Annotated in this window: 16 protein-coding genes; 7 read left to right on the top strand and 9 right to left on the bottom strand. The window is 25.0% G+C overall.

Annotated features, from left to right (window positions below):
• Positions 1 to 200 precede the first annotated feature (200 nt).
• From pyrH to rsmA, 5 genes are read left to right on the top strand one after another with little or no spacing between them, the layout of a single operon-like run.
• Positions 201 to 920, top strand: a complete 720-nt coding sequence (gene pyrH / locus JXZ92_RS01940; RefSeq protein WP_205852108.1) for a UMP kinase — start codon at positions 201 to 203, stop codon at positions 918 to 920.
• Complete coding sequence (frr, locus tag JXZ92_RS01945; RefSeq protein ID WP_205852109.1) at positions 920 to 1471, top strand: ribosome recycling factor; 552 nt, start codon at positions 920 to 922, stop codon at positions 1469 to 1471. The genes pyrH and frr overlap by 1 nt, the downstream gene beginning before the upstream one ends.
• 45 nt (positions 1472 to 1516) lie before the next feature.
• Entirely contained in the window at positions 1517 to 2875 is a 1359-nt protein-coding gene (gene mnmE / locus JXZ92_RS01950; protein WP_205852110.1) for a tRNA uridine-5-carboxymethylaminomethyl(34) synthesis GTPase MnmE, read from the top strand.
• Complete coding sequence (locus JXZ92_RS01955; RefSeq protein WP_205852111.1) at positions 2875 to 3678, top strand: TatD family hydrolase; 804 nt, start codon at positions 2875 to 2877, stop codon at positions 3676 to 3678. Before mnmE ends, JXZ92_RS01955 begins: the two co-directional genes overlap by 1 nt.
• Positions 3678 to 4451: a 16S rRNA (adenine(1518)-N(6)/adenine(1519)-N(6))-dimethyltransferase RsmA gene (gene rsmA / locus JXZ92_RS01960; protein ID WP_205852112.1), complete on the top strand. Its 774-nt coding sequence runs from the start codon at positions 3678 to 3680 to the stop codon at positions 4449 to 4451. Before JXZ92_RS01955 ends, rsmA begins: the two co-directional genes overlap by 1 nt.
• Positions 4452 to 4494: 43 nt before the next feature.
• Here the strand turns inward: rsmA and JXZ92_RS04195 are convergent, their stop codons facing one another.
• The 7 genes from JXZ92_RS04195 to JXZ92_RS01995 all read right to left on the bottom strand — a co-directional run bounded on the left by JXZ92_RS04195 (position 4495) and on the right by JXZ92_RS01995 (position 15080).
• Complete coding sequence (locus tag JXZ92_RS04195; protein WP_205852113.1) at positions 4495 to 6720, bottom strand: S8 family peptidase; 2226 nt, start codon at positions 6718 to 6720, stop codon at positions 4495 to 4497.
• Between the two features lies 1 nt (position 6721).
• Positions 6722 to 7756 (bottom strand): ATP-binding protein, encoded by a 1035-nt coding sequence (locus JXZ92_RS01970; protein WP_205852114.1) that lies wholly within the window; start codon positions 7754 to 7756, stop codon positions 6722 to 6724.
• Positions 7757 to 7991: 235 nt separating this feature from the next.
• The gene (locus JXZ92_RS01975; protein ID WP_205852115.1) at positions 7992 to 9794 is read right to left on the bottom strand and encodes a hypothetical protein; all 1803 of its coding nucleotides are present in this window, start codon (positions 9792 to 9794) and stop codon (positions 7992 to 7994) included.
• Positions 9795 to 9843: 49 nt separating this feature from the next.
• Positions 9844 to 10161: a histidine triad protein HinT gene (gene hinT, locus JXZ92_RS01980; protein ID WP_205852116.1), complete on the bottom strand. Its 318-nt coding sequence runs from the start codon at positions 10159 to 10161 to the stop codon at positions 9844 to 9846.
• Positions 10154 to 11368, bottom strand: coding sequence for a HinT-interacting membrane complex lipoprotein P60 (locus JXZ92_RS01985; protein WP_205852117.1), 1215 nt, complete (start codon positions 11366 to 11368; stop codon positions 10154 to 10156). Before JXZ92_RS01985 ends, hinT begins: the two co-directional genes overlap by 8 nt.
• Positions 11368 to 13551 (bottom strand): HinT-interacting membrane complex protein P80, encoded by a 2184-nt coding sequence (locus tag JXZ92_RS01990; protein ID WP_205852118.1) that lies wholly within the window; start codon positions 13549 to 13551, stop codon positions 11368 to 11370. Before JXZ92_RS01990 ends, JXZ92_RS01985 begins: the two co-directional genes overlap by 1 nt.
• Positions 13552 to 13970: 419 nt before the next feature.
• Positions 13971 to 15080: a restriction endonuclease subunit S gene (locus JXZ92_RS01995; RefSeq protein ID WP_205852119.1), complete on the bottom strand. Its 1110-nt coding sequence runs from the start codon at positions 15078 to 15080 to the stop codon at positions 13971 to 13973.
• A gap of 425 nt (positions 15081 to 15505) precedes the next feature.
• On the opposite strand from JXZ92_RS01995, the gene JXZ92_RS02000 reads away from it, so the two are divergent.
• Both JXZ92_RS02000 and JXZ92_RS02005 read left to right on the top strand, forming a co-directional pair.
• Positions 15506 to 16612 (top strand): restriction endonuclease subunit S, encoded by a 1107-nt coding sequence (locus JXZ92_RS02000; protein ID WP_205852120.1) that lies wholly within the window; start codon positions 15506 to 15508, stop codon positions 16610 to 16612.
• 382 nt (positions 16613 to 16994) lie between these two features.
• A complete protein-coding gene (locus tag JXZ92_RS02005; protein ID WP_205852121.1) occupies positions 16995 to 17546 on the top strand; it encodes a hypothetical protein in 552 nt (183 codons plus the stop codon).
• A 21-nt stretch (positions 17547 to 17567) separates the two neighbouring features.
• Here the strand turns inward: JXZ92_RS02005 and JXZ92_RS02010 are convergent, their stop codons facing one another.
• Both JXZ92_RS02010 and JXZ92_RS04200 read right to left on the bottom strand, forming a co-directional pair.
• Positions 17568 to 18281 carry a winged helix-turn-helix domain-containing protein gene (locus JXZ92_RS02010; RefSeq protein ID WP_205852122.1) on the bottom strand — a complete coding sequence of 238 codons (714 nt, stop codon included), beginning with the start codon at positions 18279 to 18281 and terminating at the stop codon, positions 17568 to 17570.
• 35 nt (positions 18282 to 18316) lie between these two features.
• On the bottom strand, positions 18317 to 20092 hold the full coding sequence (locus tag JXZ92_RS04200) for an alpha-amylase family glycosyl hydrolase (protein WP_205852123.1): 1776 nt from the start codon (positions 20090 to 20092) through the stop codon (positions 18317 to 18319).
• Between the last annotated feature and the right edge of the window lie 10 nt (positions 20093 to 20102).

The following is a 20102-nucleotide window of genomic DNA, read 5'->3' on the forward strand; positions in this document are numbered from 1 at the left end:
ATGTACTTTCAGAAAAAAATTCCACATTTTTTCATAAAAACATTATTTTAACCACAAAATATGGTTAAAATCAAAAACATATTAATAGTAGTTAAAAACGTAAAAAAATAATTTTTTTCATTATTTTAGTATCCAAATGATAAAAATTATTAATTTTCCATTATAATTATTAAAATATTCAAAATGAGGTGAGAGGTGCAATGAATAAATACAAAAGAATATTAATAAAACTATCAGGAGAAGGTTTCGCTAACAAAGAAAAACACCTTGCAATTGATAGTGAGTTAGTTAAAAAAATAGCTCTTCAATTAAAAGAAATTGTCGCAAAAGGAATACAAGTTTCTATAGTTATTGGTGGTGGTAACTTTTGAAGAGGTGCATCAGCGGAAAAAAATGGAATACCAAGAAATAGAGCAGATTATATAGGTATGTTAGCTACAGTTATGAACGGACTTGCTCTTAGAAGCGGCTTTGAACAAGTAGGTTTAAAATCAAGAGTTCAAAGTTCAATAAATATGGATCCTAAAATTGCTGAAACATATGTAAATGAAAAAACATTAAAATATTTAGAAGAAGGTGAAGTTGTTATATTTGTCGGGGGTACCGGAAGACCATTCTTCACAACAGATACCGCTTCAACACTTTATGCTTCTGAAATAAAAGCAGACGTAATATTAATGGGTAAAAACGGGACTGATGGAGTTTATGATTCAGACCCTAAAACTAATCCGAATGCAAAGAAATTTGATAAAATTACATATGATGAAATTTTAGAAAAGAAATTACAAGTTATGGATCTTACTGCCACAAGCATGGCGAGAGATAATAATATCAACTTAATAATATTTAACCTTTTAGAAGAAAATTCAATAATTAGAGTAATAGAAGGTGAAATCGAACACACAGAGGTAATAAAATAATGGATATAGAATTATATTTACTTGAATTAGAAGAAAAAAACGAAAAAGCAATACAACATTTTAAGTTTGAAATGTCAAAACTTTCAACAGGAAGAGCAAATCCACAAATAATAAAAGGGGTTAGAATAAATTACTATGATACACCTACTTCTCTTGAAGAATTAGCAAACATTAGTGTACCTGAACCACAACAATTATTAATTAAACCATACGATTTAACTTCAATAAAAGAAATCACAAAGGCGTTAGAAAAGGCTAATTTAGGTATTTTACCTGTAGATGAAGGAAATCAAGTGAGACTTACATTCCCAGCACTAACAAGAGAACGCAGAATTGAAATGGTTAAAAACCTTAAAAAACTCACCGAAAATGCTAAAGTTGGAGTTAGAAACTCAAGACAAGACGTTAATAAATTAATAAAAGCTAACGATGAATTATCAGAAGATGTGGTAAAAAATTATTTAGATGTTATTCAAAAACATACTGACCAAAACATTGAAAAAATTAACGAACTTAGCAAAGAAAAAGAAAACGAATTAATGAACGGATAATAGTGTGAAGGTGATGAAAATCACCTTTTATTATATAATTAAAATATGAATGATAATATAGCAGCAATAAGTTCTGGATCAAGAACAAATCAACCTATTTCTATAATTAGATTAAGTGGTCCAAACGCAGTAGAAATAGTTAAAAAAATTTTTAAAGGAAAAGTTGGTCAAGACCACCAAATAACTTACGGTGAAATTTACGATAATCAAACACTAATAGATGAAGTTTTAATAATGTGATTTATTGGTAAAGAAGATAAAAACGGAAAGATAATATACAACAATTACGTTGGAGAACCTATTATTGAAATCAATTGTCACGGAGGAATTGTTGTAACTAATAAAATTCTTGAATTACTTTTAATACATGGAGCACGTTTAGCTGAACCCGGAGAATTTACAAGAAGAGCATTTTTAAACGGTAAATTAGATTTAGTTAAAGCTGACGCAATACACGACTTAATAATGTCTAAAACTACAACACAAGCTCAAGCAAGTGTTTCAAAATTTAAGGGTAAAACAAGTGATTTATTGGATCAAATTAATAATAGAATTAGTTTATTGATTGGTACAGCAGAGGTTAATATTGATTACCCAGAATATGAAGATGTCGATCAAATAACTTCAAAATTATTTATTAAAACATTAACTGAATTATCTAATGAATTTAGCGAAATTATAAGGGTTTCGGAAAAAAGTAGATATATTTTTGAAGGTGTGAAGGTTGCAATTTTAGGTAAACCAAATGTTGGTAAAAGTAGCGTTTTAAATGCCCTACTTTCAGAAGATAAAGCGATTGTTACGGATATTGCCGGAACAACAAGAGATTTAGTGGAAGCAAGTTATCAAATTGACGGAATTTTATTTAAACTAATTGATACAGCAGGTATTAGAAAAACAAATGAAATAATTGAACAAATAGGAATCAAAAAGTCATTTGATCAAATTGAAAAAGCTGATTTAATTTTGCACATCTTAGATCCTTCGCAAAAAAATAATGAATTTGATATTGAAATTGAAAAAAAATCTAAAGAATTAAATAAATATTACCTTAAAGTCATGAATAAAGTAGATTTAATAGAGTCTAAAAATGACGAATACATCTATATTTCGGCATTAAAAAATGATATAGATAATCTTGAAAAAGCTTTGGTTGAAAACTTTAAAAATATCGATGTTTTAGACGAAAGAATATTTTCTAACACAAGACAATTATCTTTAATAAAAAAAGCGAAGAGACACATTGATGATGCCTTAGCTTTAGCAACAAATGAAGGATATACATTTGACACCTTGATTGTTGATTTATATGATGCTTGAGATTCTTTGGAAGAAATAAAAGGGAGAGCCAATCGAGAAGATTTATTAGATACTATGTTTTCTAACTTCTGCTTGGGAAAATAATGGGGAAAAGAAGAAATAAGTTTATAGACGCACATGCTCATGTTAATTATTCTTACTATACAGATTTTGCAATTCAACAAATTGTTGAAGCTACAGAATACAATAAAGTAGAATTTATTATTAATAATGGTGGACATTTTGAAGAAAATGATCAAGTAATCGAATTATCTAAAAAATACCCTCTTTTAAAAGCTTGTATTGGAATTCACCCCGAAAGTATTAAAGATACTAATTCCATCTTAGGATTCAAAGATAAAGTCATTGAAAATTTAGATAATATAGTTGGTATAGGAGAAATAGGGATTGATTATTACTACTCAGATGGCCCTAATAGAGATGATCAAATATATTGTTTTGAAGAACAAATAAAAATTGCAAATGAATATAATTTACCTGCAGTTATCCATATTAGAGATAAAGAAAATGAATTTCAAGCTTATCAAGATGTATATCAAATACTTCAAAAATATAAAAATTTAAAAATTATGTTACATACTTTTGCCGGAAATATCGAATGAGCACAAAAGTTTATGGAATTTAAAAATTTATACTTTTCTTTCAGTGGTGTTGTTACTTTTAATTCGAGCGAAAACACAAGACAGGTAGTTAAATTCATTCCTCTTGAAAGAATATTAACTGAAACTGATTCTCCATATTTAAGACCACATCCTTATACTGGAGAAAAGAATGAACCTAATACAGTTGTTTACACTAGCTACTATATTTCCGCACTAAAAGGAGTGGGATTAGATAAATTTGTTGATAAAATTAATAGAAATTTAAGAAGGCTATTTAATTTATAATGAAAAAAGAAGTTTATGCAAAAAAGAAGTTCGGTCAAAACTTCTTAAAAGATAATAATATTATTAATAAAATTTTAAAAGTAACCGAAATTAAAAATAACAATATAGTTGAAATCGGCCCTGGTCGTGGAGCCTTAACAAAAGAATTAGTTAAAGAATCTAAACATGTTATTGCTTTTGAAATAGATCAAGATATGGTTAACGTTATTCAAAATGAAATCAAAAGTCACAATTTAACTTTAGTGCACGAAGACTTCTTAAAAAGCGACTTATCTTCGATTGAAAAATCTAAAGTTATTGCAAATATTCCTTATTACATAACTACTGACATTTTGTTTAAAATTTTTGAACATAGAGACATTTTTTCTGAAGCTATATTAATGGTCCAAAAGGAAGTAGCAGAAAGAATAGTAGCAAAAGAAAATTCAAAAGAATACTCAAAACTTTCTTTAAGTAGTCAATTTTTAGCAAACACTAAAATAGAATTTATTGTACCTAAAAATGCTTTTTCACCTGCACCAAAGGTAGATTCAGCAATAATTTCGCTAAAATTTTATGACAATATAGATAATTCTACTTGAAATTTATATAAGGATTTTTTCAAACTTTGCTTCAACAATCGTAGAAAAAAATTAATCACAAGTTTAAAAACAGTTTACTCTAGCGAAAAAATTATAAATGCTTATAACAAATTAGGATATGATGAAAATTTAAGAATTCAACAATTACCGTTAGAAAAAATTGTCGAATTATATAAATTACTAAATAATTAAAAAATCTTATGCTCTGCACATAAGATTTTTTAATTCAATATTTTTAGTCAAATTCTATTATTTCATTAGATTTTTCATATACATCAATTTTATTTTTAACGTCAATTTTATTTACAATTCAACCCGATAATTGATTCATTTTAATAAATTCATAAATTCTATTATTTCCATTAATTTCTTTTAAAGTTACAACAACTCCGAATTTAATTTTTGAACTTTTAGTCAACACTCTTTCTTTTTTTCTAATCTTAATTCCTCAGTTTTGATTTACAAAAGTTCGTTTGCTTTTCTTTTGTCTACCCTTTTGAGTTTTTATATTTTCAATTATAACTTTAACATTGTCTCATTTTCTGTAAAAATCGCGAGCACTCTCTTCGTAAGTATAATGATGATCATTATTTTGATTATTATCGTTTATTGTCAAGATGTTACCTTTTTTATCTTTAATTCTCCCAAAGTGTATATCTAATTCTGTATTTGTGTAATCAACACCTTGATTTTTTGAACTATTCGGAAAATAACACAACACAGCTTTGGATATAAATGGATGTTTACCTTTATCGATGGGTACAATAATATTATTTGCATATGATTCATACATATCTGCTATTTGATAAAAAATAAATTTAATTTCATCTTTAGGAGTATTAATTATTTTGTTAATATGTATAGGAACGACACCATACCCAACTTTAAAATTAGTTTTATTTTCTCAACCAACAGCAGAGTCAATTATCAAAGCTTTAGCCACTTCTCTAGAAAATTTCATTATATGTATTAAATATGCTATTTTTCTAGTTATTCAAGGAGCAGAAAATGAAGTACCAGTTACAAGTTTTTCTCCTAAGTGAGTGCATGTTCTAATTGGTTGTTTATCAGTACCACCATAATAAGAAACATCAGGTTTTTGATAAAACGATAATACAGGGCCACTTCTAGCATAATCGGTAGGTTCATTATTAAAATTAACAGAATTTACTACTAAAGAATTAATAGAGTCGGCCGGAGAACCTATTTTATTTATATTTTTATTCAATTTATTTGTGCCAGCAATAATAAATATTATGTCATTTTCATATTGCAATTTATCTAAAAAAGCGGCTTCTGGTGAAATAAAATTATTATTTATTTCCAAATACGACCCTAAAGATAAATTTCAAACTTTAATATCTTTATTTGATAAAACAATTTCCTTTATGGATTTTAGAACAGAATAAGAGCTAAACTTGCTTGCTGTAGACACACCGAAATGTTTTACTCTAAACCTACCGCAACCATCTTCTAATTGAGGATTAAATGTTGGCCCATCAACAATTATTGAACTGACCGCGGTACCATGTATATAATCTTTGCTTTCTAATTCAATATTAGGGTCTAACATATTTTTGAATTCAACTCATTTATTAAAGTAAACATCTTCATGGAACATAGTATCAATTACACCAACTACCGGCTCATCTTTAGGATCAGGGATATTTATTGAACTATTGTTTTTAATATCATTTAAATAAAGTTTTGTGTCTATTTTTGAAATGTCAGTAATTGACATCGAAATTAAAAACGGAGCCTTTTCTTTCAAAATATTATATTCATTAGTTTTTAATAAAAATGTTGTCTCATCAATTTTTCTTATATTAGTATAACTAATATTTAGTTGATCAAAAATGTCACTAATTTTATTGCCTGTTTTGAAAATTGTTACAATTGAATCTTCTTTGATATCGTCAACTTCTTTCTCTACATTTATTTTATCAACCCAATAAGAATCGACAATTACGTTCACAAATGTACTCTGTCTTAGTTTTGTTCTACTAAATAAATCCTTAAAATGTCCTGAATTAATTTCTGATATCATCGAATAATTTATTTCTTCTCCGAAATTCTTTTCAAAGATTTTAATTACTTCATTTAACTTTTGAATAGAACTGTGCAAAACCTCTAATGTCATACAATACGTAATAATGTGCTTTGTTTTATTATCATTAAATTTTGCACCTACAATCAAATTGTTATTATCCCTAATACTATTTTTAAATAACCCTCTTACTCTATTACTTTTAGCTACTATTTTTATATAGTGAACACTAATTAATGGGTTAATTTTTAATTTTTCATTTTCTCAAAATTTAAGTGTTTTTATTAAATCATTATATATTTTTTTCAAGTTAGAAATATTTATAAACTCACCAATCGGTAAGTTTGATGGTCCCGGTTTAGTACTTGAAGGGCTCTTTTCAAATTCACCCTTTAACTCTAAAATTTCATTCATGTTATTCCTTTAATTCTCTAGATAGTTGACTTTTTGATATGCTTGTTAAAATTTCTATTTCTCTTAGTGTAAAGCCCAATGTTTGTAATTCTTTTATTTCAATTTTTCTTCCATTTTTCACGGTATTATATAATCTTTTTAAATAGTCAAATTCTTCATCTAATTTACTAAATGCTAAAGAAGTTCTAATTATATTTTTTAATTCACCCGGATATGGTATTGCCTCATATAAATTAATAATTTTTCTAAAAAGTCTTATATTTTTACCGACATTATCCATTTTCTTAATATAATCATTGAATATTATTTCTGATATATCAATTAAATCATCTCTACTATATCTGTCAAAATTAATTACTGAATCAAATCTTCTAATTAACGCCTTATCAAAATGTTTATATAAGTTTGTGGTTGCTATTAATATAACCTTATCATTTAATTGATCTAAACCATTTAAAACAGCTGTAGTTGCCCTCCCCATTTCTCTTAAATCATTCGAATCAACTCTTTCCATAGCTAAAGCATCTATTTCGTCGAATAAAATAACCACTTTATCAGGCATTCTTAAATTATTTATTTCGTCAAATAATTTTGAAATATTTTTACTAGTTTGTCCTAATTTGCTATCAATTATTGTGGAAAAATCTACAACAAATAGTTCTCTTCCTAAAATTCTTGCTATATGTTTCGAAGTTTCGGTTTTACCTGTGCCGGGCAGCCCAACAAAAAGAAATTTATTAATACCAATATCTCTTGTAGTAGCATTAATGATCCCTATAACATCCTCTTTAATGATATCTGGTATAGGCAGTGATTTGCTACTTGTCTTTATTTTTTTAATAAAATTGTGATTATCTACTATCATTTGAGGAAAAAAAGTGTTTCCTTCTGATAATAAACCCATTATATATTCTGCAAGTGAATAGTCACCCATTCGATCAAATTCACTAGCAATTTCATATGCTTCATTTTTGAAAGCTATATCATTTTTTTCTGAAAAATATTTTATTAAATTTAGAATTCTTGCTTTTTTCATTTTTGCTCCTTTGCTATATTAAAAGTATATCACACTTGGGACAATTTAATAATATTTGGGACAAAAGTTATTTTTTATATCATAAAAGTTAATCAAAAATGTTTGAATTGTTTTATGGATAAATTGTTTTAACAGATCCTTTTTACTTATTTTACAACGCAAAAATAGACTCATAATTTATATAAAAAAATAACATTTTCATGTTACTTTTTTCTACATGGCTATAATGATTTTTTTATTTAGATAACATCTTTTTTCTTAAAATCAATAAAAATATTGTTCCTGAAGATATTATACCTAACGCAATTAAGGCAATTAAAAGAAATTTTTTGATATTATAATTTGAATTTCCTTTGTTTTGTTCTTTTTCTAGATTTTTTTTACTATTATTTGAATTATTACTTTGACTTTTTTGATTAGTTTCTCTAATTTCTTCTATTTTTTGTTTATTTTCCTTTGGAGTTTCATTGTTTTTATTCGAAATTTGGTTATCATCCTCTTTATTTGAAATGTTTTTTTCTTCATTAGAAGTAATTTCATCTTTTTTTTCGTTTTTTTCTACCTTATCATCTGAATGATTTTCATTATCTAATTTAGTTTCATTGTGTTTGTTATTTTTAGGCAATATTTCATTTAATGTATAATTATGGAATCTAAAATTTTCATTAACCACATTAAGCTCAGGTTTAACAATTTTACCTATTTCATTTAAAGCTTCTTGGATTTTTAATTTCAAATTAAAAAATGATACTTTAGGTCTTATTGCACTAAGTATTTTTTTATCTGATAATTCATAAATTCCGACAGTATCAAACAAAAAATTTCTTTCCTGTGGAGTTTCTTGGAATAGACTTCAAATTCTGTTTTGCTCATCTTGTGAAATATTGTAATAATCAAAAATAGAATTAAAAACTTGGGTTTTAAGATGATTTATTAAAGGCAAACTTAAATTATAGTAAATTAAAGAAGCGTTATCGTTTAGCTTATTATTAAAGTTTATTTTAGTAGGTCAATCATTTAAAAAATCATCATTCAAATTAAAGTTTAGCAATTCTAAAACATCTTCTAAATAGTAGTTTTTAATATAATTTATAACTTTATTATAAGGTACTGAATTTTCATCTAAAATGGATTCATTTTTAAAAACAATTGCTGGATTTATCATTCAAATTTCATTGAAAGAATAATCAATATTTTCGTGATATCTATAAAAGTCTCTTTTGAATAAATATCCATATTTATTTAAAAGTTCCTTGTAAGTATTTAAATCATTCAAGTTTAGTTTTGATATTAATGTTTTTATTTCTTCGTTATTTCTTAAATTTAAACTTTTATTGTCATGATTAAGTTCCGGATCCATATTTAAAAGATATAGTTTCGGCTCAATAGCATTTTTAAAATATATTCTTTCAGTTTCTTCTTGAGAATGTTCTGTATCATCTTCGCTAAATCAAGAATCACCATTAATAGAATCTACGTAAAAACCACTAAATATAGTTCTTGCTATATTTGATCAATACTGATAAGCGGTCTTGTTCTCTTGTTTTATAGTTCATTTAGATTTTGGTAAATCATCCATTAATTCGGTATAAGTAAAATTTTCTCTTGTTTCATCAATTCATTTATGACCTAAATCAACTAGCACGCTAGATATCATTAGATCTCAACTATCTATTTCAAAGCTATTATTATTGTTTATTTTTTCTTTGATTGAACGCTCTAGCTCTATAGAATTATAATTATTGTTACTTTGAGTAAAAAAGATATCAGAAATAATATTTTTATAAGTATTTTTTAATATTTCTATAACTTTATTTTTTACTTGTTCTTTCGTTGTGTTTTCAATAGAATCAATTTGAGAAATAAAGTTATTATTAGTAAAATACTTACTAAAAAGTTTTTTATATTCTTCTTTTATTTTATTAAATTCATCGTTAGTATAACTTGATTGACTAGATTGCGAAACGCTTGATGATGCCAAAGTAGGTAAATTTGCCAAGTTACCTAATTGAAATCATATTGAATATATTAACTTCATATCAACTCCTTTAAAGATATATTATATAAAAATAATCGCAAAGCGATTATTATTTATATGGTACTACATGAACGTGTGTGTGCATAACTTCTTGTCCAGCACTTTTTCCGGTGTTAATTACAATTTTAAATCCAGTAGCTTCATTATTTTTTATTTTTTCAGTAGCTAATTGACGAGCTATTTTCATTAAATAATTAACTTCTTCTTCACTTTGTTCAAGAAGATTTTCTTTTTCAATTTTAGGGATAACTAGAAAATGTCCAGGTTGTTTAGGATTAACATCTAAAATAGATATAACCTTATCATCTTCATAAATTATATTAGAGTTAATTTCTCTATTTATAATTTTTGTAAAAATACTAGCCAAGGAATTTTGATCCTTCTAATGATTTTTTTAATGTTTCATTTTCTGTTATTGTTAATTTATTCCCTAAGGCAACAAAAGCTTCAACGGCTTTATTGTAAAGCGATTCATCATTAACTGATAAAATTGTAGTTAAAATTAATAAATTAGGAGCAAAAATAGTGTTTTCCATTGTAAAGATTGTCATTTCTTTTTCTTTATCATCTGGATTAGTAACTTTTTTTGTTAAAGGCATAATTCTATTTAAATAAGATATATTTATTTTTCCATCATTATTTGTTATTTTGATAGACTCTTCTAAACTTTCGTCTTCATTTACCTTGACTAGTTTATTAGTTGAATAATTATAGAAACCACTCATAACAACATTATCTTCTGATAAAGCTGCTATAGAATTATCAAAGCTAAAAGGAGTTTTTTGGATACCAACATAACCACCTAATTTTGTTTCGAGGTTTTTATTATTTGAGAATAATAAATTAGATGATACAACATTATCTGTTGTATAGTTTTTTAATGCTATAGCATTGTAATCATTTATGTTTGAAATCGTTTTGTATTTTGTAGTAAATAAATCTTGTTCTTTGTCTGATTTAAATTGTCATAATTGAACATAATTTTTGTCAAGAATATAATCAATTAACAAAAAGTTATTTTGATCAAATCTATCTTTATTTCTTGTATATTTAGAGTTATCAATTTTTTCTAATTCTTCTTTTGATGAAATTGTTAAATATTTATTAACTAATAGTTGTTTATTAACCAATAATCTAACATCAGCTGATTTATTGTTATATAAAATTGTAAATTGGTCTAAAGTTGGTAATGATTTAAAACTATACGCTTTTTCTAACACTTTAAATTCTTCTTGGTTTAAAACACCTAATGAAAGCAAATTTGTAATTTGTTTTTCTAAATATTTAGAATCTTTTTGATTTTGATATTCTACGTATGTTTTATAAGTTTGGAAAGCAGCTTCTTTATACTCTTGATTTGAAATTAAATTAGCATTTTCATCAACTTGATAGTAATTTTTTAAAACATTTTCAATTCATAAGTTTTCTACTTCTGTTTTAACTTTTGCGTCTTTAAATAATTCGTCTTGTTGAGTTTTTTCAATCGAATCAGCTGTTCTACCACAAGAAATAGCAGCAACACTAATAGAAGCTAATGATACTGGCAAAATTACTTTTTTAAATCATTTTATCATTATTTATCCTCTCCTTGTTTTAACATTTTTCTTAATGCACTTTCGTATAAATCAAACGCACTTTCTTCAGAATAACTAAATGTTTTATTAGTTGTATCGTAATAAGCAACTTTCATTTTTGCATCTTTATAACTTAAATTTAAGTTTGTTTCAGAATTATAAGTATCTTTTATTCATTTATCAATTTTGTCTAAATTATTTGTTATTTCAACACTAACTTTACCGTTAGAAATTGAGTAAGCAATATTTGAGTATTCTTCAAGAACTTGATCGTTATATTTTTCTTTTTTATCAGTTATAGAGGGATTATCAATATTTTTTAATGTTGCTTTAAGCGCATCATCTTGTAAAGCTTTAACAACTATTTGTTCTTCGCTAAGTTTTTTATTAATTTTATTAACTAAATCAAAATGAGTAGAAAAACCTTTTAATACATTAATCATGTCGTCTTTGAACATTTTAATATATTGATCTTTTTCTTGAACCATCGTTACTTTGAATAAATTAATTCCTGTCGCATTTAATAAAGCATAGTAACCATCTTTATCTTTAACTTTATAAACTGTAGAAACATAATTTTTATTATCAATATTTATATTAAAGTGGTTGTTGAATGTATCTTTTATTCACTTTTCAAATTGAGCATTATCCATTGAATTAATTAATCTAGAAATATAACTATTTAATAAAGTTGTTTTTTCGATAAATTCTTGTTCGTTATTTGTTTGAGATTCCATTGTTTTAAGTTCTTTTTGCAACTTATCTATTTCAGATTCTAAACTTGAATTTACTCCTGTAGGTAATTTGTAAATTTCATTTAAGTTTATTTCTGGAATTTTTTTATCTCCTTTTGAAAGTTCATCTTTAGCAATAATTCCTAAAGCTTGCTCTTGGTTTGAAGTGAATAAATCATTAAAAGTAACTAATGCGCTTTTTAAAAGTGAGTCTGATTTTGTTAATGTTAAAGATTCAATATAACTTGAATATAATGTTTTATCATATTGAAATTCTTCGCTTGTTTGATTTTCTTTAATTAATGAGTATTCGCTTGCAGCTTTAAATTTCTTGAACAATTCTACGTTTTGTATAAATTCTCTAGATGTTGTTGGATTACCATTATTTGTAGTTGTTTTAATTATTGAAGAATAACTTAAAAGGTTTATTAATTTCTCTTTTGATTTATCATCGAATTTAAATGGTTTTGTTAATTCAGGATCATGAGCACCCGGTAAAATTATAGACTCAACATTCATTAAAGAATTTGAACTAAAGTAAGTATTAATTAACTCAGTAGGATCTTTTAACTTATCAATAAATGAACGGGTTGTAAATGTAACTGCTTTATTAGCAACTGAAGAATCTGTATAATAATTTTCATTTTCTTTGTAAAATGAAAATACTTTATCACCTTTGTGGAATAAAAGTTTTTGAGGTAAAGTGTTACCAAATTCATCGATATCATAAATATCTCTTTGTGCAACTCTATTAATGTAATTTAAATCATAAGTTTTAACCTCAATTGCAAAACGTCTTAATGCTTCATTTTCAATTTCTTTAAATACTAAATATTCAGTAGCTTCTTCTACTGTATTGCTTTTTCCAAATTCATCTGATTGTAGTTTTTCAAGAAATGCTTTTTCTCATGTTTGAAAAGGATATTTCTTTTGAATATTATTTCTTTCTTCATCAATCTTTGCTTTTTGTTCTTTTTCGATATCTTCGATTTTCTTTAATTTAATATCACTTCTAACTGTTTCGCCTGCAATCAATGAATTATTAAAAATATGTTCATATATTTGAGAAGCACGTTGCTCTTGTTTGTATCACTCTAGAATAATCTTTTTATATAAAGAACTTACTTTGCTTTGGTTTGTTTTACTTGTATCTGTTAAAACATTAGTTAGTTCTTTAACATTGATTTTTGTTACAACACCATTACTATTTTTAAATTCCAAAACATTTACATCATCTTTAGTTGGTTGTTCATAATTTACTTTTGTACTATTTATAACTGCAGGTATTGTTATACCTAAAAAAGCACCAACTCCTAAAGTTGATAAAATAGCAATATTTATATAATTTCTTTTCTTTTTGTTAGTAGTATTTTTATTTTGTTTTTTTTCATCATATGAGTCATTAACTTCTGTTAAACGTTCAAAAAATGACTTTTGTCCTTTTGCCATAAAGCTCCTTTTTTATAAACTTTTAATTTTATATTAATTATAACAAAATAAACACTTTTTAATTAATTACAAAGCCTAAAAAATCTTTTTTTTACTTTTGTTAAGAGCGCTAAATAAAATCGCCATTTTTTGATGTATTAAAAAAATAAAATTATGCTTAAGTTTATTTTAACTTTTATGGAATTTAGTAATTTTAGGAATAATAAATGGGCATTATTTCGAAACTCTATTTTTACATATTTAATTAATATTTAATACAAAAATTTTATTATGAATTTATTAAAATAGTGTAATAAATCATTTGTAATAACGCACTAATTAATTTATATTTATTAGAATGGATTTAATAAAAATTAATTTAAAAGTTATTAAATAAAATCTAATAAAAACAGAACTTACTAAAAGAATAAGTTCTGTTTTTAAACAAACATTTTATTTAGCAAAGTTGATTTAATATTTTCTAGTTTTTCTATCTTTCGTTGAAGTAGTGCGATTGAAGATTCTAATTTTTTAAAAAACAGTGTAATTTTAGTTTCTTCTTCAAACTTAGATGTTCCTATAAACATTTCTTTTAATAAATTAAAATGCCTACGATATCCTATTGATTTCAATCCTTTTGATTTAATAGAAAAATATATGAAGTTAACATCTTTGTCATAAGATTTCAAAACCTTTATTCCATCACCCTTTATGAAAAAAGAAGTTTTTGGTAACGTTAAAGAAAATGTATGATCTCCAAATAATAGAACAGATTTAAAATCTACATAATAACCCTTATTTAAGGAGTATCCAAAAATTTCATTTGCTCCTTGCTGGTAAATAGGAGAACCAATCAAGTCATTTTTTGTAACAACCTTGACTAATGATGTTTTATTAAATAATAATTTATTTATTTCTTGTTGTACTCAAGGATTAGTAAACTCTTTAAATCTAATTTCAGGAAATTGCGCTTGACCGCTTACAAACATCTTTTTAAGTAGAAATTCTTTAATATTTTTCATTTTTTCTAACTTACGCTGAAGTAGTGCGATTGATGAGTTAATATTTGAAATTAATGATGAAATTTTCGCTTCTTCTTTTGAATTGTTCGGATGTTTGAATAATACACTATACATATCTACATTTTTTAATGTTGGTATTGCGCCACCCTTAACGTATTTATATGCGTTTTTATCTATGGCATGTGCTAATGAAAAACCAACCTTTTTATCGCTCAATAATACACCACAATGACCAGTTGCAAAAAACTTTTCTTGTCTAAATTTTAGGTTACCAACATAACCATCAGTGGATCAAGTTATAGCTTTTTCGAATAAATAAGTATTGGTATAACCTATAATTCCGCTCCCAATAGTGCTTGAAGAGTATACAGGAAAAATGAAAGCTCCTTGTTTTTTAAATTTTAATTCACTTATATTTAACGTTTTTCCATTTGTTACTTTAAAAATATCACCTACTTTATCTTGTACTCAAGCGTTAGTAAATTCCTTAAATCTAATTTGTGGCTTAAAATCGTTATTATTACTCATATTTTTCTCCGTATAATGCTTTAAATTTATAAATATTTTACCATATTTAATTTTTGACGACACCATATAGGGTTACTTATAAAAAATATTTACATTTTTTATAAAAAGTAGTAGGTATTTTTTCATTTTATTTTTAAAAAAATTTCTTAAAAATAAATATAAAAAATAAATATAGTTTGATTACCCTTCAAAATCATTAAAATATCTCAAAATAAGAAAGTAAAAAGACATTTAATTATAAAATTATCTTCTTTTTTAGTTTGTATTGATTAAAAGTCTGAATTTATATTAAAAAAACACAAAGAAACAATAGTAAAAAAGACATTTTTTAAATAATTTAATTTACTAACGCTTGAGTACATAAAAATATAAACGAAATTGGCTATAAATTTAGCGGTTTAACCGGACTAACTAAAGAAAACTTTGTGGGCGGAAAATCAATTTATATATCATATTTAGATGTTTTTAATAATAACATCATTGATTTTTTACCCAATAATTATGTAAATATTAAAAACGCGCAAAACAAAGTTAAAATAGGTGATGTTTTAATACCAACATCATCTGAAACTATTATTGATTCTGGTATGGCTTCTGTTTTTAATTTTAAAACAGAAAAAAATATTTATTTGAACAGTTTTTGTTTTGGGGTTAGACCATATAATGTTAAAAATATTGAACCTAATTTTTTAGCGTATTTATTAAGAACTAAAAATATTAGAAATAAGATAATAAAATTATCTCAAGGTATTTCTAGATATAATCTTAACGTTAATAATTTTTTAAATACCCAAATAAATATACCTATTAACAAAAGGGAAATGCAAAAAATATCATTATTAATAGATAATCTTAGAAAATCAATCACACTACTTCAGCGTAAGTTAGAAAAAATGAAAAATATTAAAGAATTTCTACTTAAAAAGATGTTTATAAGCGGTCAAGACAAAATCCCCACAATAAGATTTAAAGAATTTAACAATTCATGAGATAAAAAACAAGTCGGAGATATTCTTTATGAAAATAATATTAAAGGTGCTAAAGATTTAGAAGTACTAACAGCAACTAAATATGATGGAATGCAACCTAGAAAGAACTTAAACTTAACAATATCGTTTAATACTGATAACATTATTAAATTTAATAAAGTAGATGTAAATGATTTTGTTTTACATTTATCAACTTTCCAAAATGGCCTTGCATTTTCTGAATATATTGGCGTTACTAGTCCGGCATATAAAGTATTAAAAATTAAAAACTTAAGCGAAGATTATCCAAAATATTTTGAAATTATATTTAAATCTAAAAACTTTATTAATAAACTAATCCCAATAACTTATGGAATAAGAATGGGTAAAACAATATTGTTTAATGATTTAAAAAACATTGAAGTTGATAAACCCGAAAAAAGAGAACAAGAAAAGATATACTTTTTAACAAAAACATTATTTTGACATATAAAACTTCTTGAAAAAAAGAAAGAAAAATTAGAAAATATTAAAAAAACACTATTAAATAAAATGTTTATCTAAAAACAGGATTTATTTTATAAGTTCTGTTTTTTTATTCACCTTTAGCAAAAAATAAGATTAATTGAATTTTATTTACTAGTTAATAATCATTTTTTTCTTTATATAAATTTAGATTATCATACATAAAAAACTTAAAATTCACAAAACTAAATAAAATTATCTGTGAAGCTATATATTTGAAACACTAAATAGATTTTTATTTAGAAAAACAAAGTCAAGATATATTAATCATATAATAATAAAATATAATATATCAATTTATATAAAACCTAATTGTCACTATTTAAACTTAAAAGGCGAATATATTACAAGTAGTCATTACAAAAAATATATTTTAAGACATAACAATGTTGTTATGTCTATTTTTTTATATAATTTTTATATGGAAAATATTGAAAAGAATAAAATATTAGTTAAATTCGATGAAATTGCTCATCAAAGAAATTTTGTATACTCTCTTTTTGGAAACTCACTTGAAAAAGCAATTAAAGATAAACAACTTTCAAACCCATATGAGATAGTTATAGATTTACAATCTTTTTTAAAATTAAAGACATATAATAGTGAACAAATTTCAATTAATAAAAAATTCAGTGCTGATAATCCGCTTCCAAGCTTTAATTATTTTGGTGAAAAAATTTACTTAAATCTTTTGTTAGCATCTAATTCAAGTGAATTAAACTATAAAGCAATTAATAAACTACTTAATTTAATTAACAAAAAATCTGATGGCGATCAGATTTATGATTTGATTAATTCTATTTATTCTTACGATCCAGATATTTGAATCTTACTTTATTTTGATTATGATGAATCTTTATTAAAAATTAAAAAAATTACTAATATCAATCCTAATTATTATTCTGTTCACGTTACCAAATCTAAATTAAAATTACCATTTCACAAAGGATTTATTAATATAAAAAATGACTAAAACATTTGTAATAGTCATTTTTTAATATAATGAAAATTCTTGGTGAAAGAAAATAAAGTTTTCTGGTTTAATATAAAACTTGGCTGCGATACTAATGCTTTCATTGTCGTATCCTCACATTGTGATAACAACTAATTTATCTTCTCCAAACAGTTTTACATTTTCATATTTCAACTCATAAACAATATTTGTCAAACTACTTCTTTCAGCTAAAGTGTCAATAATAGGTTTATTTAAACTAATTGGTTCAAATTGATCAACGTTTTTTATAGATAAGAATATATCTGCTTCAGCAATTACTTTACCTTCAATTTCGTAAGTTGTACGAAATTGTCTGAATCCTTCAACAAAAATTATTCTTTTTTCATGAAATCAATCCGGTTCTGTTGGTTCTTCTATCTCAATACCTCTAACTCTGTCAGCACCCATTAAAAAACTAACGGGTTTAATTAAATTATAAAAATTCTCCGCTACAAAGTGACCTCTTTTGGATATTGTGTAAACAGCACCAAGCGCGTATAGTTTTTGATAAGCACCAACAACTACACTTCTAGAACATTTGAACATTTCCATTAATGCGTGCTCAGATGGCATAATTTTGTTTACAGGAACTTTTCTAGTTACTATTAAATCAATTAAATATTTTACTACCTCATTGGTTTTACTTAATATTTTTGGAGTTGCCTTAGAAACTAGTTCTTCATTAATTTTTTTTCTGTTTTTTGCGTTTACCATATCACAATTTTACCAAATTTAAAATAAAAAAATTCTTATTTTTTTATCAATTTAAATATTGCGTATCCACCTTGCTCCATCTCAAAGTTTCAACCATAATTTTTTGTCTTGTTTAATAAAACGGGTTTAAAATGATAATCTCTCGAAATTTTTATGAAGTTCAATTTTTCATTTTTATAATTACAAAACGCGAACAGTAAGAATTCTTTATCTTGTTCAGGAGCTTTTCTAACTGTAACACTAGAATAATCGTCAGTATCTATAAATGTATAAGGGTCAGCAATTGTGTCAGAATTTGTTTCTTTTAAGAAAGGATATTCTTCACGTAATTTAGACATATATTGAATCAAACTATAAGGTGAATTCTCCACCTTAATAGCTTCTTCAATTACAGGCAATTGAGTTGCAGAAGTTAATAAAATATATTCTTCTAAGTTTTCGATTACAATCCCGTCATAGATAAAACAATTTTCTTGTGGATTTGATCATTTCATTGGTTCTCTTAATGATGGATCACCATAGTATCTTGTACCAAAATAATATAATTCATCACCTTGATAAATAATTGGATTTCCAGGTAGTGCCATTAATTGGAATAAAGTAATTTTTAAATTATCTTTTTCTAATTCTGTTAGTTTTTTAGTCAATTGATGTGGTTTGTTTTTAGAAACTTCTTCTCTAAAAACATCTAATCATCTTTTAGTATCATGATTATCTATAAATGGCATTCATCTACTTATAGGTGAAGCTTCTTCATATTTTTTCACTAAATCTTTTAAATCTTTATACGGAATTCTAACATCTGTATTTTGTCTAAAATATTTGAATCCATCATAAACGGTGTTAAGACCTAATTCATTTCCGTCTTTTAAATATTGCAACCCTTTAAATGTATCGGTGAAAACTCATTCTCCGACCATAAATACATCATCACGTCCTGCTGGTTTTGTAATTTCATCACTTGCTTTTCTTAAAATAGAAAATATTTTAGCCTCATTAAAGTTGTTTTTAGTTTCTATTTCACTCGAAAAATATTCAGCTATTGCATCATATCTAAAACCATCAACTCCAACTGCAGTTCAAAATTTTTGTATTTCTACTAACTCGTCAATAACAACTTTGTTATCTAAGTTTAAATCAGGCATAGAATACGAAAATCTTGCTAAATAATGTTTATTGGTAGGTTTTTGATTAATCTTAGGAAAACTTTTTCTATAAAATTCTTTATCTAATTTAACGTCAGGGTCATTTATATCTAAATCCGGTTCAATTCTATAATATTTTTTATATAACTCATCTCCTTCGATAGCTTTTTGGAATCAAGGGTGTTCAAAAGATGTATGGTTAAAAATTAAATCTAAATAAACTTTTATTCCTTTCTTATGTGCTGCACTTAAAAAATCAATAAATGCATCCATTCCACCTAATTGATCAGCAACATTACAATAATCTTTAACATTATATCCATGATAGCTTGATGACGGATGCAATGGGGATAATCAAATTTGGTCTACACCTAAATTCGATAAATAGTCTAGTTTATTTTTTAAACCAATAAAATCTCCTATACCATCATTATTACCATCTGCAAATGAATAAACTAAGACTTGATACATTATATTTGTATTCTTGTAATTTTGTAAAGGTTCCGCTTTTGGAGCGTTTTTTCATAAATCTTTATAAGTTTGATTAATGTTATCATTATATTTGGGGTCATCTCACTTAGCATATTCTTTTCTAAGTTGATTTTTTAAATATTTTTTATATATTAAATTGTAATATTTTTTTAATGCTTTATTTTTTAAATTCATAGTAATAGAA

Origin of the sequence: Mycoplasma sp. CSL10137, assembly GCF_017116845.1 — a bacterium.
In the GTDB taxonomy this organism is placed as follows: domain Bacteria; phylum Bacillota_I; class Bacilli_A; order Mycoplasmatales; family Metamycoplasmataceae; genus Mycoplasmopsis.